This window comes from Tenacibaculum sp. L6 (assembly GCF_028823685.1).
Taxonomy (GTDB): Bacteria; Bacteroidota; Bacteroidia; order Flavobacteriales; family Flavobacteriaceae; genus Polaribacter.
In genome coordinates, this window is the sequence record NZ_JAPEHZ010000009.1 from 40380 (window position 1) to 54429 (window position 14050).

Annotated in this window: 14 protein-coding genes and 1 pseudogene; 12 read left to right on the forward strand and 3 right to left on the reverse strand. The window is 31.9% G+C overall.

From position 1 onward, the window contains the following. The first annotated feature begins 4 nt into the window (after positions 1-4). The 4 genes from OU788_RS03335 to OU788_RS03350 are packed head-to-tail and all read left to right on the forward strand — an operon-like array spanning position 5 to position 2487. On the forward strand, positions 5-508 hold the full coding sequence (locus OU788_RS03335; protein ID WP_274633840.1) for a DUF2975 domain-containing protein: 504 nt from the start codon (positions 5-7) through the stop codon (positions 506-508). Positions 509-511: 3 nt separating this feature from the next. Continuing rightward, positions 512-718 carry a helix-turn-helix domain-containing protein gene (locus tag OU788_RS03340; protein ID WP_047789930.1) on the forward strand — a complete coding sequence of 69 codons (207 nt, stop codon included), beginning with the start codon at positions 512-514 and terminating at the stop codon, positions 716-718. Positions 719-746: 28 nt separating this feature from the next. Further along, entirely contained in the window at positions 747-2003 is a 1257-nt protein-coding gene (locus tag OU788_RS03345) for a Y-family DNA polymerase (protein ID WP_274633841.1), read from the forward strand. 25 nt (positions 2004-2028) lie between these two features. After that, a complete protein-coding gene (locus tag OU788_RS03350) occupies positions 2029-2487 on the forward strand; it encodes a LexA family protein (protein ID WP_274633842.1) in 459 nt (152 codons plus the stop codon). A gap of 168 nt (positions 2488-2655) precedes the next feature. On the opposite strand, the gene OU788_RS03355 is transcribed toward OU788_RS03350, so the two are convergent. Continuing rightward, on the reverse strand, positions 2656-3066 hold the full coding sequence (locus OU788_RS03355) for a BrxA/BrxB family bacilliredoxin (RefSeq protein WP_028892207.1): 411 nt from the start codon (positions 3064-3066) through the stop codon (positions 2656-2658). A 113-nt stretch (positions 3067-3179) separates the two neighbouring features. On the opposite strand from OU788_RS03355, the gene OU788_RS03360 reads away from it, so the two are divergent. The 7 genes and pseudogenes from OU788_RS03360 to OU788_RS03390 all read left to right on the forward strand — a co-directional run bounded on the left by OU788_RS03360 (position 3180) and on the right by OU788_RS03390 (position 11895). Then, positions 3180-3938, forward strand: coding sequence for a TerB family tellurite resistance protein (locus OU788_RS03360; protein ID WP_274633843.1), 759 nt, complete (start codon positions 3180-3182; stop codon positions 3936-3938). Positions 3939-3990: 52 nt separating this feature from the next. Beyond that, positions 3991-5904 carry an OmpA family protein gene (locus OU788_RS03365; protein WP_274633844.1) on the forward strand — a complete coding sequence of 638 codons (1914 nt, stop codon included), beginning with the start codon at positions 3991-3993 and terminating at the stop codon, positions 5902-5904. 118 nt (positions 5905-6022) lie between these two features. Continuing rightward, positions 6023-9432 (forward strand): annotated as a pseudogene (ileS, locus tag OU788_RS03370) (isoleucine--tRNA ligase). A 4-nt stretch (positions 9433-9436) separates the two neighbouring features. Further along, positions 9437-9814, forward strand: a complete 378-nt coding sequence (locus OU788_RS03375) for a TraR/DksA family transcriptional regulator (RefSeq protein WP_028892210.1) — start codon at positions 9437-9439, stop codon at positions 9812-9814. Between the two features lie 46 nt (positions 9815-9860). Then, positions 9861-10508 carry a DUF4097 family beta strand repeat-containing protein gene (locus OU788_RS03380; protein ID WP_274633845.1) on the forward strand — a complete coding sequence of 216 codons (648 nt, stop codon included), beginning with the start codon at positions 9861-9863 and terminating at the stop codon, positions 10506-10508. A 144-nt stretch (positions 10509-10652) separates the two neighbouring features. Continuing rightward, a complete protein-coding gene (locus OU788_RS03385; protein ID WP_274633846.1) occupies positions 10653-11246 on the forward strand; it encodes a lipoprotein signal peptidase in 594 nt (197 codons plus the stop codon). A gap of 46 nt (positions 11247-11292) precedes the next feature. After that, the gene (locus OU788_RS03390) at positions 11293-11895 is read left to right on the forward strand and encodes a DUF4230 domain-containing protein (RefSeq protein WP_274633847.1); all 603 of its coding nucleotides are present in this window, start codon (positions 11293-11295) and stop codon (positions 11893-11895) included. Here the strand turns inward: OU788_RS03390 and OU788_RS03395 are convergent. Both OU788_RS03395 and OU788_RS03400 read right to left on the reverse strand, forming a co-directional pair. Beyond that, on the reverse strand, positions 11892-12305 hold the full coding sequence (locus OU788_RS03395) for a DUF6691 family protein (protein ID WP_274633848.1): 414 nt from the start codon (positions 12303-12305) through the stop codon (positions 11892-11894). The genes OU788_RS03390 and OU788_RS03395 overlap by 4 nt on opposite strands. Before the next feature lies 1 nt (position 12306). Next, entirely contained in the window at positions 12307-12867 is a 561-nt protein-coding gene (locus OU788_RS03400) for a YeeE/YedE family protein (RefSeq protein WP_274633849.1), read from the reverse strand. Between the two features lie 159 nt (positions 12868-13026). On the opposite strand from OU788_RS03400, the gene OU788_RS03405 reads away from it, so the two are divergent. Then, complete coding sequence (locus OU788_RS03405; RefSeq protein WP_274633850.1) at positions 13027-14019, forward strand: Stealth CR1 domain-containing protein; 993 nt, start codon at positions 13027-13029, stop codon at positions 14017-14019. Positions 14020-14050: the final 31 nt, after the last annotated feature.

Sequence of the window (14050 nt, forward strand, 5' to 3'; positions counted from 1 at the left end):
AATTATGAGAAAATTAAAAATTTTAAAAAGCTTAATAGACTTTATTTTTATTGTATATAGTCTCATGGTTCCTTTTCTTGCTATAGGTATTCCTCTTATATTTTTTGTAACAGAACAAGGCAATTTTAAAATTATGGGGTTAGACTTTAATGTAGGTACAAGCATAACTTCAAAAGTATTTGTAGCAATTTTTTTGTTGGTGTATGTACTAGTTTATAATGCAGTTTATAAGTTTAGAGTAGTGTTAACAGAATTTGTTAGAACTAAGATGTTTTCAGAAAAAGTAATTACGAATTTAAAAGGAGCAGGAAATTTATTACTTATTTCAGGTGTTTTGATGATTGTTGCTAGAGTTGGTTTAAAGCTAACAACAACATCAACTATAAATTTTGATTTTGGAATTGGAGCTCATTATTTAAGTATCTGTTTTGGACTTTTCTTTTTAGTGCTTTCAGAGATATTTAGAGTTTCAAAAGAATTAAAACAAGAAAACGACTTAACAATATAAGGTATGCCAATCATTGTAAACTTAGATGTAATGCTTGCCAAACGCAAGATGAAAAGTAAAGAATTGGCAGAGATTGTAGGAATTACCACAGCAAACCTATCCATCTTAAAATCAGGAAAAGCTAAAGCTATTCGTTTTTCAACACTAGAAGCTATTTGTAAAGCATTAGATTGCCAACCCGCAGATATTTTAGAGTTTGTAGAGGAGTAAAAACAGAAGATTCTGTACCTTTACAATTATGTATGCGTTGGTAGATTGTAATAACTTTTATGCTTCTTGCGAACGGGTTTTTAATCCGAATTTGCAAGGAAAACCCGTGGCTATTTTAAGTAATAATGATGGGTGTGTTATTTCAATGAGTGATGAAGCAAAAAAATTACAGCTTCCATTTGGAGCTCCAATTTTTAAGTGGGATCAGTTTTGTAAAGACAATCAAATTTCAGTGCTGTCGTCAAATTATCCGTTGTATGGTGATATGAGTGCGCGGGTGATGAAAATTTTAGAACAATTTTCGCCCGATGTAGAGGTGTATTCTATTGATGAAGCTTTTTTACAATTCAAAGGTTTTGATGAGTATAATTTGAATTCTTATGGAACTGAAATAAGAAGTAGAATTTTACAATGGACAGGTATTCCAACTTGTGTAGGAATTGCACCTACAAAAGCATTAAGTAAAGTAGCAAATAAAATAGCACGTAAGTTTCCGAAAGAAACAGGAGGAGTCTATGTGATAGATTCCGAAGAAAAAAGAATCAAAGCGTTAAAATGGACTCCTATTGAAAGTGTTTGGGGAATTGGAAGAGGTATACAAAAAAGACTACAAGCTAAAGGATGTGTAAAAGCGTATGATTTTACACAGTTAAATGATGATTGGGTGCTGAAAAATTTATCCATTACAGGCTGGAAGTTAAAAAAAGACTTAGAAGGAGATTCGAAAATTGAATTAGATGAACCTGCCAACAAAAAAGCAATAGCAACAACCCGAAGTTTTGAATATACATTTTCAGATTTAGATAATATTAAAGAAAGAATTTCTACGTTTGCAGCAAGTTGTGCAGAAAAATTACGAAAGCAAAATTCTAGTTGTCATATGGTAATTGTATTATTGCGTAGCGATTATCATAAAAAAGACACAGAGCAACATCGTGTAAGTAAAACAGTAGTGTTTCCGTATCCGACCAATTCAACACTAACAATTTGTAAAAGCGCGGTACAAGCAGTAACAACTATTTTTAAAGAAGGAATACACTACAAAAGAGCAGGAGTTATTGTAACAGGATTGGTGCCTTCAGATAATTATCAATTAGATATGTTTGCAAGTGAAAATCCGAAGCACGCTTCTTTAATGAGTGCGATTGATAAAATTAATCAGACTTATAAAGCAGATAAGATTAAATTAGCCAATCAAGATTTACGGCGTACTTGGAAGATGCGTCAAGAACGATTATCACCCAAGTACACAACTAATATTAACGATATTATCAAGGTAAAGTAAGTTTAGTTAAACAACAAACAATAAGATGTTACGAAAATTAAAACAAGTACAAGCATCAGAAGCATTGACATTTTTTTTACCGAAAGAATTAAATGAAAGCGAAGGTGCTATCTTTATGGATATAGGTATTTCTGCTGGATTTCCTTCTCCTGCAGATGATTTTAGAGAAACTCGTATTTCGTTAGATGAGGAGCTTATTAGAAATAAAGAGGCAACTTTTTTTGCACGAGTAAGTGGTCAATCGATGATTGGTGCTGGTTTGGATGATAATGATTTGCTGGTGATTGATAGAAGTATTCCGCCAACCAATAATAAGATAGCGGTTTGTTTTTTAGATGGAGAGTTTACGGTAAAACGCTTGCGAGTTGAAGGAGGAGAAGTTTGGTTGAAACCTGAAAATCCAGATTATCCTATTATAAAAATCACTGAAGAAAATAATTTTATCATTTGGGGAATTGTCACCAATGTGATTAAAAAAGTGTAGAAGCGAACAGAGACCGCTTCGCTGTTAGATAAAAGAATTAAGACAGTTTTATCAAAAAGATCAAGAGTCATTCCGAACTTTTCGTAAGGAATCTTAAAATAAAAAATCCAGCAATTTGCTGGATTTTTTTGTCTTTGTTCTTTAGCCTAAAAGTCTTGCTTCTAAAAATTAACAAAACTCGTCGTAAGCAGCTGCTAAGTTTTGAGCAATTGCTTCAGCAGAACGTCCTTCGATATGATGACGCTCTAACATGTGTACTAAATTTCCGTCTTTAAATAAGGCGATTGCAGGTGATGATGGAGGGAAAGGAATCATATATTCTCTTGCCTTCGCAGTAGATTCTTTTTCTACCCCTGCAAAAACAGTTGTTAAATGTGTAGGAGTTTTATCTGCTCCTAAAGAAGCAATAGCTCCTGGTCTTGCAGTACCTGCAGCACATCCACAAACTGAGTTTACCATTACTAACGTAGTTCCTTCTTTTGCTAAAGCATTGTCAACATCTTCAGCAGTATATAAAGCTTCAAAACCAGCGTTGATTAATTGGTCACGCATTGGTTTTACTAATTCTTCTGGATACATATTTTTGAATTAAATTTAAAGCAAAGATACTGTTTTTCATGGCAACAATCAACTTCAAATAGCTATGGTTGTAGTTGCTTAAAATTTTATCTTTGCACTTTTAAATTTTATAAATGGGAAAATTTGCAAAATGGCTTGGGGCTGGAGCAGGCTTTACGTTAGGAGGTCCTATTGGAGCTATTGTAGGATTTGTTGTGGGGAGTTTTATTGATGGAATTTCAGTAGAAGATTTTAAAGAAGAACAACAAGAATATCAAAAAAGACAACATGAGGGAACAAGAGGAAGAGCTACTTCAGGAGATTTTGAAATTAGCTTATTAATCTTAGCATCGGTAGTTATAAAAGCAGATGGGAGAATAGATCAACGCGAATTAGATTATGTTCGTACGTATTTTGTGAAAATGTACGGTAAAGAAAGAGCAAATCATGCATTTAAATTGTTTAACGGAATTATTAAAAAGCAAATTTCTACACGTCAAGTTTGTTTACAAATTCGTCAGTACATGTCGCATGCTACGCGATTACAGTTAGTTCATTTTTTATTCGGAATAGCGCAAGCTGATGGACAAGTAACGAGTAATGAGGAGCAAGAAATTAGAAAAATAGCAAGTTATTTATACATTAATGAATACGATTATTCATCTATAAAAGCAATGTTTTATGATGAGTCTGATAGCGCTTATAAAATGCTAGAAATAACAAAAGAAGCTACTAATGATGAGGTGAAAAAAGCGTATCGAAAAATGGCTAAAAAGCACCATCCAGATAAACTGCAAAACTTAGGAGAAGAGCATAAAAATGGAGCGAACGAAAAGTTTCAAAAAATTCAAGCAGCTTATGAACAGATAAAAAAAGAGCGAGGAATAAGCTAGAATAAAAAAAGATAATTATTTTAGTGTTATTTAACTACAAAAGATAAGAGACATGGGGAAACAGTTAGTAGTAATATTTATTTTTCTTAGTGGCATTTGCTTAGGGCAAAGAAAATACACAGCCGACAAATATTTTGAAGTTTTTGCTTATAAAAAGGCAGCAGAACTATATGAGAAAATTTATGATAAAGGAAATAATTCGTACGAAATTGTTAGTCGTTTAGGAGACTCTCATTATTATAACTCAGAGTTTTTAGAAGCAGAGAAATGGTATAAAGTTTTAATGGAAAACTATGAGAGTATTACAGAGCCAGAATATTTTTTTAGATATGCACAATCTTTAAAAAGTAATGGAAAAATTAAAGAATCTGATAAATGGCTTTTAAAGTTTAGTGAAATTAAAGAGAATGACTCAAGAGGGCAAGCTTTAGAGAAAAATGAAGGTTATTTTAACAAATATAGTAATGGAAAAAAGAAAACATTTGTAAATATAACCAATCTCTCAGTCAATACTCAGTATTCTGATTTTGGTGGGTTTACCTATGATAATAAACTTTATTTTGCCTCTACAAAACCTGTTAGAGAAAATGACAAACTATATAAATGGAACAACCAACCGCATTTAAATATCTACAAAGCAAATGAAGTTTATAATGAAGAAAAACAATTAATAGATTTAGAAAAAGAAGAAATAATTTCATCATTAAGTTCACAATATCACGAATCCAATGCTGTAATTACTTCAGATGGTAAAACAATGTACTTTACCAGAACAAATTTCAATGGAAAGAAATTAGAAGGAGGAGATAATCAAATAGCATATCTTAAAATATATAAAGCAGAGTTTGAAAATGGAGAGTGGAGAAATATAAAGGAACTTCCATTTAATAATGATAATTATTCTGTAGGGCATCCAGCTTTAAGCTCAGATGAGAAAACATTATATTTTATTTCAGATATGCCAAATGGTTTTGGAGGAACAGATATATACAAGGTAGCACTTTTAGAAAATAACACTTACGGAACACCAGTAAATTTAGGAAAAGAAATAAATACAGAAGGAAGAGAAATGTTCCCTTTCATAGCTAAAAACAATACCTTGTATTTTGCTTCAGACGGACATCTAGGTTTAGGTGCCCTTGATATTTTTGAATCAAAAAATAATTCAGGTACTTATCAAAAACCAAATAATTTAGGTGCTCCAATAAATGGATCGTATGACGATTTTGCTTTTGTGATAGACGATGAAAAGAACAAAGGTTTCTTCTCTTCTAATAGAAAAGGAGGAAAAGGAGACGATGACATTTATAGCTTTATTTTATATAACTGTAAAGAAGATATAACAGGTGTAGTATCAGAAGAAAAAAGCAATAAACCAATATTAGGAGCAACAGTTAAATTAATTGATTCTAATGGTAAGGTTCAAGCACAACAAGTAACGGGAAAAAATGGAGACTATAGGTTTGTTGAAGTTGATTGTGAGAAAAAATTTACAGTTATAGCAGAAAAAGAAGATTATAAAGCTTACCCAAAACAATTACAAACTCTTGATGTAAATAAACAGCTTGTTACAGTAAATTTATCGTTAAAACCATTGATTATAGAAGATCAAATTGTGATTAGTCCTATTTATTTTGATTTTGATAAACATACAATAAGAAAAGATGCAGAATATGAGTTAGAACATATTGTTTCGGTAATGAAAAATCACCCAGAAATGATAATTAGAATAGAATCACACACAGATAGTAGAGGATCGAAAGAATACAATAAAAAGCTATCTGATAAAAGAGCAAAATCAACAAAAGCTTACATTGTTTCTAGAGGGATTTCTTCAGAAAGAATAGAAAAAGCAGTAGGTTATGGGGAAGAAAAACTATTAAATAATTGTGATGATACAACAAGCTGCTCTACAAAAGAGCATCAAAAAAATAGAAGATCTTATTTTTATATAGTTAAAAAATAACAATTATAACCTATAAAGTATCAAAAACACCTCAATTTTGAGGTGTTTTTTTATATCTCAAATTCAACAATTACAAGAAAATACGTAATTTCGCACATTCAATTAATAAACCGACAAAATGAGTAAGAAGTTTACTGAATACAAAGGATTGGATTTACCAAAAGTAGCAGAAGAAATATTAAACTATTGGGAAGAAAACAACATCTTTGAAAAAAGTATTACTACACGTGAAGGAAACGAACCATTTGTGTTTTTTGAAGGACCACCTTCAGCAAACGGTTTACCAGGAATTCACCACGTAATGGCACGTGCCATTAAAGATATTTTTTGTCGTTATAAAACCCAAAAAGGATACCAAGTTAAGCGTAAAGCAGGTTGGGATACGCATGGGTTACCTGTAGAATTGGGTGTTGAAAAAGAATTAGGAATCACTAAAGAAGACATTGGAACAAAAATTACCGTTGAAGAATACAACGAAGCATGTAAAAAAGCGGTAATGCGTTATACCGATATTTGGAACGACCTAACAGAAAAAATGGGATATTGGGTAGATATGGAAGATCCATACATTACTTATAAACCAAAATATATGGAATCGGTTTGGTGGTTGTTGAAGCAAATCTATGATAAAGATTTACTGTACAAAGGATATACTATTCAACCGTATTCACCAAAAGCAGGAACAGGATTAAGCTCGCATGAGTTAAATCAACCAGGAACGTATCAAGATGTTACAGATACTACAGTAGTAGCTCAGTTTAAAACAATCAAAGAAACGTTACCAGAGTTTTTACAAGTTGAAGGAGATGTACATTTTTTAGCTTGGACAACAACTCCGTGGACACTTCCTTCAAACACAGCATTAACGGTTGGTCCAAAGATTGAGTATGTTTTAGTAAAAACATTCAACCAATACACATTTGAACCAATTCAAGTGGTGTTAGCGAAAAACCTGGTAGGTAAACAATTTGCAGGAAAGAAGTTTAATGAAGTTGAAGATGTAGCTGAATTAGCAAATTATGCAGAGGGAGATAAGCAAATTCCATATGCAGTTGTAAAAGAATTTATAGGAAAAGATTTGGTAGGTATTAAATACGAGCAATTATTACCATATGCTCTACCATACCAAAATCCAGAAAATGCTTTTAGAGTAATTTCAGGAGATTTTGTTACAACAGAAGATGGTACAGGTATCGTACACACAGCACCTACCTTTGGAGCTGATGATGCGTTGGTTGCAAAACAAGCAACTCCAGAAGTGCCACCAATGTTAGTGTTAGACGAAAATGAGAATCCAGTTCCTTTAGTAGATTTACAAGGGAAATTCCGTCCAGAAATGGGAGAATATGCAGGTAAGTATGTAAAAAATGAGTATTACACAGACGGCGAAGCACCAGAAAAATCGGTAGATGTAGAACTAGCGATTCAATTAAAAGAAGAAAATTCTAAGCCTTTAAGGTTGAAAAATATGTGCACAGTTATCCTAACTGTTGGCGTACCGACAAACCAATTTTATACTATCCGTTAGATTCTTGGTTTATCAAGGTAACCGATGTAAAGGATAGAATGTTCGATTTAAACGAAACGATAAACTGGAAACCAAAATCTACTGGAGAAGGACGTTTTGGTAATTGGTTAAAAAATGCCAATGATTGGAACTTATCACGTTCTCGTTTTTGGGGAATCCCTTTACCAATATGGCGTACAGAAGACGGAACAGAGCAAATTTGTATCGGTTCTGTAGAAGAATTGAAATCAGAAATCGCAAAAGCTGTTGAAGCAGGTGTAATGACTGAAGATATTTTTGCTGATTTTGAAGTAGGAAACATGTCTGAAGAGAACTATGATAAAATCGATTTACACAAAAATGTAGTTGATAAAATTACCCTAGTTTCTACATCAGGAAAACCAATGAAGCGCGAAAGCGATTTAATCGATGTTTGGTTCGATTCAGGTTCTATGCCGTATGCACAGTGGCACTATCCGTTTGAAAATAAAGAATTAATCGATACTAAAGAAAGCTACCCAGCGAACTTTATTGCTGAAGGAGTAGATCAAACTCGTGGATGGTTCTATACCTTACACGCAATTGGAACAATGGTGTTCGATTCTGTAGCGTATAAAAATGTAGTGTCTAACGGATTGGTGTTAGATAAGAACGGGCAAAAAATGTCAAAACGTTTAGGAAATGCGGTAGATCCGTTTACTACCTTGGCAGAATTTGGTCCAGATGCTACTCGTTGGTACATGATTTCAAACGCGAATCCTTGGGATAACTTAAAATTTGATATTGCAGGAATTGAAGAGGTAAAGCGTAAATTCTTCGGAACTTTATACAATACCTATTCATTCTTCTCATTATATGCGAATATTGACAACTTTACGTATAGCGAAGCTGAAATTCCAATTAACGAAAGACCAGAGATTGATCGTTGGATTTTATCTGAATTAAATACGTTGGTTGATAAGGTTGATAAATTCTATGCAGATTATGAGCCAACCAAAGCAACCAGAGCAATTTCTGATTTTGTACAAGATCATTTAAGTAATTGGTATGTGCGTTTATGTAGAAGACGTTTCTGGAAAGGAGAATATGCACAAGATAAAATTTCAGCATACCAAACATTGTATACATGTATGTTAACGGTGGCTAAATTAGGATCTCCAGTAGCACCTTTCTTTATGGATCGTTTATATAAAGATTTAGTAAACGCTACAGGTGTAGAGGATTTTGAAAGTGTACACATTGCAGAATTCCCTAAGTATAATGCTGATTTAGTAGATAAATCATTAGAGCGTAAAATGGAAAATGCACAAACGATTTCATCATTAGTTTTATCTCTTAGAGCTAAAGAAAAAATCAAAGTACGTCAACCATTACAAAAAATAATGATTCCAGTATTAGATGCAGTTCAGAAGGAAGAAATTTTAGCAGTTGCAGATTTAATTAAGTCAGAAGTTAACGTTAAAGAGATTGAGTTATTAGACGATGCTTCAGGAATTTTGGTAAAACAAATCAAACCAAACTTCAAGGCTTTAGGTCCGAAATTTGGTAAAGATATGAAGCTGATAGCGAATCAAATACAAGGATTTACACAAGAAGACATCTTCAAAATAGAAAAAGAAGGAGAAATTTCTGTGGAAATTAATAATAAAATGATTACTTTAGAAACCGCAGATGTAGAGATTTCATCAAAAGATATCGAAGGGTGGTTGGTAGCAAATGCAGAAGGGTTAACCGTTGCTTTAGATGTTACGATAAACGACGAATTACGCAAAGAAGGTGTGGCAAGAGAATTGGTAAATAGAATTCAAAACGCACGAAAAGACACAGGTTTAGAAGTAACCGATAAAATAAAATTAACCATTTTACAAGCTGATGATTTAAGAGAATCGGTATTGGCAAATGAAAACTACATTAAAGCAGAAACATTAACAAACGAATTAGTTTTTGTTGATGATTTAAAGAAAGGTACAGAAATTGAGTTTGATACCATTAAAAGTAGAATGTTAATTGAAAAAATATAGCATTATGGATGATGTTAAAATAAGATATTCAGACAGTGATTTACAAGAATTTAAAGAAATCATCTTAAAGAAAATTGAAAAAGCAGAAGAAGATTTAAAATTATTACAAGCTTCTTACAAAAACGGATCTGATAACGGTACCGATGATACTTCTCCGCAATTTAAGTCGTTTGAAGAAGGATCGGATACGATGGCTAAAGAAGCAAACATGCAATTAGCTATTCGTCAAGAGAAATTTATTAGAGATTTAAAGAATGCCTTAGTTCGTATTGAAAATAAAACTTATGGTATTTGTAGAGTTACTGGTAAGTTAATTCAAAAAGAGCGTTTAAAATTAGTGCCTCATGCTACGTTAAGTATTGAAGCAAAACGCAAACAATAAACCGTTGAAAATTTATATAAAGCCTCTTTTAAGAGGCTTTTTTTGTATGAAGAAATATGTGTTCTTATTATTTTTAGTCAGTAATCAACTTCTTTTTTCCCAAGGAAAAGTAGTGCAGAAAAGAAGTATGCTGGTGCATGAACTTGAAGTACTTACTTGCGGATTAGATGATATTGTAGTGGAGAATTCTGAAAATAATCAGTTAGAGGTAACTCTGTTTGATGAAAATCCGCATACACATAATATCCTTTTTAATGAGGGAAATGAGATTTTAAAAGTAAGTTTTAAACTGAATATCTCTCCACATCAAGATGAAGTTTTTAGAAAGTACATAACCAGAAGACTTGAAAGAGCTCGAGTAGTAATAAAAGTTCCAAAAAATAAGCGTATTACAATCCATGGTAAAACTATAGGAGTGACTTCAAAAAGCTATGAGGGAGATTTAGAAGTGTATATTGAAAGAGGAAACATAAAATTGAATACCATTTCAGGAAACTTAAAAGCGCATCTTTTTCAAGGAAATGTATTTGCTGATGCATTTAAAACGGATTTAGATCTAACTACAAATAAAGGAGTAATTCTAGTTAATGATAAAAAGAAAATTTCTCCATTTCTAAACCAAAATTCATCATCATCCAAAATATTTACCGTAAATTCTATTCATGCTAATATTACTGTGAAAAGAAAGGATTAAGCTAAGTTTGATTGAGAAAAACTACCTCTTTCAAACTATATAAAGACGAATATGACGAAAAGTATATGGGGCTTTTTTTCTGTAATATAACTGTAAAAAACATAAGAATAGTTTTCTTATTTTTGTTTCCATTAATTTGAGATAATGTCTAAAAAATACATCGCAATACTTACCGTAGTTTTGGCAATTTTAATTGACCAAATAAGTAAAATATACATCAAAACCCATTTTCAATTAGGAGAAGAAATCATTGTTTTTAACGATTGGTTCAGAATCCATTTTACCGAAAATAACGGTATGGCTTGGGGATTTGAATTCGGTGGTAAAGCAGGAAAATTATTTTTAACATTGTTTAGAATAGTTGCGGTTACCGGTATTGTGTATTGGTTGTGGCAAACCATTAAGAAAAAAACACATACAGCAGTAATTATAGCAATATCACTAATTTTAGCGGGAGCAGTGGGTAATATTATCGATTCTGTTTTTTACGGAGTAATTTTCGATTCGTCATACCACAACGTCGCTACGCTTTTTTCTGATAATCCTTACGGAGAATTATTTCACGGTAAAGTAGTTGATATGTTGTATTTCCCAATTTATCAAGGAGAAAACTTTACATTTTTCAATGCTATTTTTAACGGAGCAGATTCTTGGATAACTATTGGAGTTGCGTTATTGTTCATATTCAATAAGCAAGCATTTCCAAAGGAGGAAGAAGAAAGAAAGAAGGTTTCATAAATCTCACTTTCATTTACTTTTTTTATATTTATAGAAAAAGAAAACTATGCGTTTACTAAAATACCTTGCTGTTTTTGTACTAGGATTTTTAATTGCAAAATTTTGGTATGAAAAGAAGGAGGAAAAGTATGAACAAGAAGAAATTCAAGTTGTTTTAAATGGAATTCAGAACCTGAGTAAATTAGTAGTTTCAGAAGGAAATTTCTCTGAAATGTACAGCTTTTCAGATGCCAAAAAATACTTTTACGGATACCTTACGTTTGAAAAAAAAGCAATGCTTTCTGTGAATGCAAAGGTTGAGGTTGGTTATGACTTATCAAAATTAGAAATTCAGATAGATAGCGTAGGGAAACAAATCATCATCAATAAAATTCCAGAAGAAGAAATTCTCATCTCTCCCGATATTAAATATTTCGATTTACAGCAGAGCCAGTTCAATACATTTTCTAAACAAGAATTGAATAAGCTTAATGCTAAAGCTATTGAAAAGATTCAATCGACAATTACAGTATCTCGATTACAAAAAGACGCTAAAACACGGTTATTTGAAGAATTATCGAAAATTTACCAACTTTCTAAAATTTACAATTGGAAAGTGGTTGATAATACCAATTCAAAGGTGTTTGACTCGTTGTTGTTAAAAGATTAATGAGGTAATTTCTTACTCAACAATCCATAAATAAAAGCACCTAAAAGAGCACCTAAAAGTACAATAATCATTGGTGCTATTCCTTGTCCAATCAAAACAAAAATAGGAGCAGGACATGCACCTGCTAACGCCCAACCCAATCCGAAAAGAGTTCCTCCAATTAAAGTTCTAATAAACCCTTTTTTCTTTTCTTTAATATTGATTTGGTTACCTAAGTAATCTTTAATCTTTCCACTTTTAAAGAAATACATAAACACTGTAGAAATAGCTACGGCAGAACCAATAATTCCGTACATATGAAATGATTGAAATTTGAACATTTCATAAATACGATACCAAGAAACAGCTTCTGATTTTGATAAAATAATTCCGAAAATTATACCAATAACTAAAAATTTCAAATTCTTCATCTTAACCAAATATTAAAGGGAAAAGTACCCAAATCATAATTAAACCACCTATAAAAAAACCAATTACTGCAATTAAAGAAGGTAACTGAAAGCTACTCAATCCTGTAATGGCGTGTCCTGAGGTACAACCATCAGCATAACGCGTTCCGAAACCAATTAAAATTCCGGCAACTAACAAAATGGCAAAACCTTTTAAGTTTAACATGTTTTCTATACTATAAATTTCATTTGGCACATACGTTTTTCCAGCATCAGCAAAACCTAATTCAGCTAATTCGTTAACGGTGGTAGGATTTAAATCAACTCCTGGTGCAGCAGATAAAAAGTTAATTGCAATATATCCTCCAATTAATAAACCAACTAAAAATACAATAGCCCAATCGCGTTCTTTCCAGTCTTTTTTAAAATAATCAGATACTTTGCCAGCACCAGCCATAGTACACATGGTTTCTAAGTTAGTAGATACGCCAAAGTTTTTTCCGAAGTAAAAAAATAAGAAAAGTATCAACGAAATAAGTGGTCCAGATACATACCAAGGCCAAGGTTGTAAGATAAAATCCATTTAACAGAGTTGTTTTATAAAGTGCAAATATAACGGATAATTCTTGTTTTAATGTTTGTATGCTAAGATTACACGATCTATATTTTTCATTAATTTAGAGAGTTTATTTAAAAAGAAGTACTTTTGAACTCTAGAAAGTTTACTTAATTTTAGTATAAGATGGGAATAGATTTTGTGGTTACTTGGGTTGATATGGATGACCCTAAATGGATTAAAGAGTTTTCAAAATTTTCTGATAAAATAGATAATTCTGTTAACGAAAAATCAGAAGCACGTTTTCGTGATCACGGTTTTTTAAAATATTGGTTTAGAGGTGTTGAGAAGTTTGCTCCTTGGGTTAGAAAAATTCATTTTGTAACTAGCGGACAGAAACCTGAATGGTTAGATGAAAATCATCCTAAGATTAATTTAGTAAGTCATTCTGATTTTATTCCAGAGGAATATTTACCAGTTTTTAACTCTAATTTAATTGAGATTTATATGCACAAAATTCCTGATTTGTCAGAGCAATTTGTGTATTTCAACGACGACTTTTTTATCATAAATGATATTCCTGAAACGCGTTTTTTTGAAAATGGATTACCGAAAGATATTGCCACTTTTAGAACCAATACAGGTATTTCTCAATTCGAGAAAATGTTAAAAAATAACATTCGACTTATCAATAAACATTTTGATAAGAAAGAAGTTTTTAAAAGAGATCACGATAAATGGTTTCACCCTTCGTATGGTTCAAGAGCAAGAATAACAAAATTATTAAGGTACTACAATAAATTTGTAACACTTCGTACTCCACACAACGCACAGCCTTTTTTAAAGTCTACTTTTGAAGATGTTTGGAAACACTGTGGAAATGAACTTACAGGAATGTCTACACACAGATTTAGAAGTGATAACGACTACACGCCTGAGTTATTTAAGACTTGGCAGATATGTAAATCTAACTTTATACCGTATAATACGTATCAAGATACTAAGATGTTTTCTTTGGTTATAAAGTCGAAACAAGCAATTAAGGCTGTTAGAGAACAATCGTATAAACTGGTTTGTTTAAACGATAATATACACATAAGAAACTATGATAAAGTAATGCAAGAAATACACGATGCTTTTGAGAGTATCTTGCCTGAAAAATCGAGTTTTGAAAAATAGGAGGTAGTAGAACCTTTTACATTAAAAAAGC

Bases quoted from the DNA above. Each gene is read 5' to 3' on its own strand.
- OU788_RS03335 (WP_274633840.1), top strand. From the start codon at position 5: ATGAGAAAATTAAAAATTTTAAAAAGCTTAATAGACTTTATTTTTATT.
- OU788_RS03340 (WP_047789930.1), top strand. From the start codon at position 512: ATGCCAATCATTGTAAACTTAGATGTAATGCTTGCCAAACGCAAGATG.
- OU788_RS03345 (WP_274633841.1), top strand. From the start codon at position 747: ATGTATGCGTTGGTAGATTGTAATAACTTTTATGCTTCTTGCGAACGG.
- OU788_RS03350 (WP_274633842.1), top strand. From the start codon at position 2,029: ATGTTACGAAAATTAAAACAAGTACAAGCATCAGAAGCATTGACATTT.
- OU788_RS03355 (WP_028892207.1), bottom strand. From the start codon at position 3,066: ATGTATCCAGAAGAATTAGTAAAACCAATGCGTGACCAATTAATCAAC.
- OU788_RS03360 (WP_274633843.1), top strand. From the start codon at position 3,180: ATGGGAAAATTTGCAAAATGGCTTGGGGCTGGAGCAGGCTTTACGTTA.
- OU788_RS03365 (WP_274633844.1), top strand. From the start codon at position 3,991: ATGGGGAAACAGTTAGTAGTAATATTTATTTTTCTTAGTGGCATTTGC.
- OU788_RS03375 (WP_028892210.1), top strand. From the start codon at position 9,437: ATGGATGATGTTAAAATAAGATATTCAGACAGTGATTTACAAGAATTT.
- OU788_RS03380 (WP_274633845.1), top strand. From the start codon at position 9,861: ATGAAGAAATATGTGTTCTTATTATTTTTAGTCAGTAATCAACTTCTT.
- OU788_RS03385 (WP_274633846.1), top strand. From the start codon at position 10,653: ATGTCTAAAAAATACATCGCAATACTTACCGTAGTTTTGGCAATTTTA.
- OU788_RS03390 (WP_274633847.1), top strand. From the start codon at position 11,293: ATGCGTTTACTAAAATACCTTGCTGTTTTTGTACTAGGATTTTTAATT.
- OU788_RS03395 (WP_274633848.1), bottom strand. From the start codon at position 12,305: ATGAAGAATTTGAAATTTTTAGTTATTGGTATAATTTTCGGAATTATT.
- OU788_RS03400 (WP_274633849.1), bottom strand. From the start codon at position 12,867: ATGGATTTTATCTTACAACCTTGGCCTTGGTATGTATCTGGACCACTT.
- OU788_RS03405 (WP_274633850.1), top strand. From the start codon at position 13,027: ATGGGAATAGATTTTGTGGTTACTTGGGTTGATATGGATGACCCTAAA.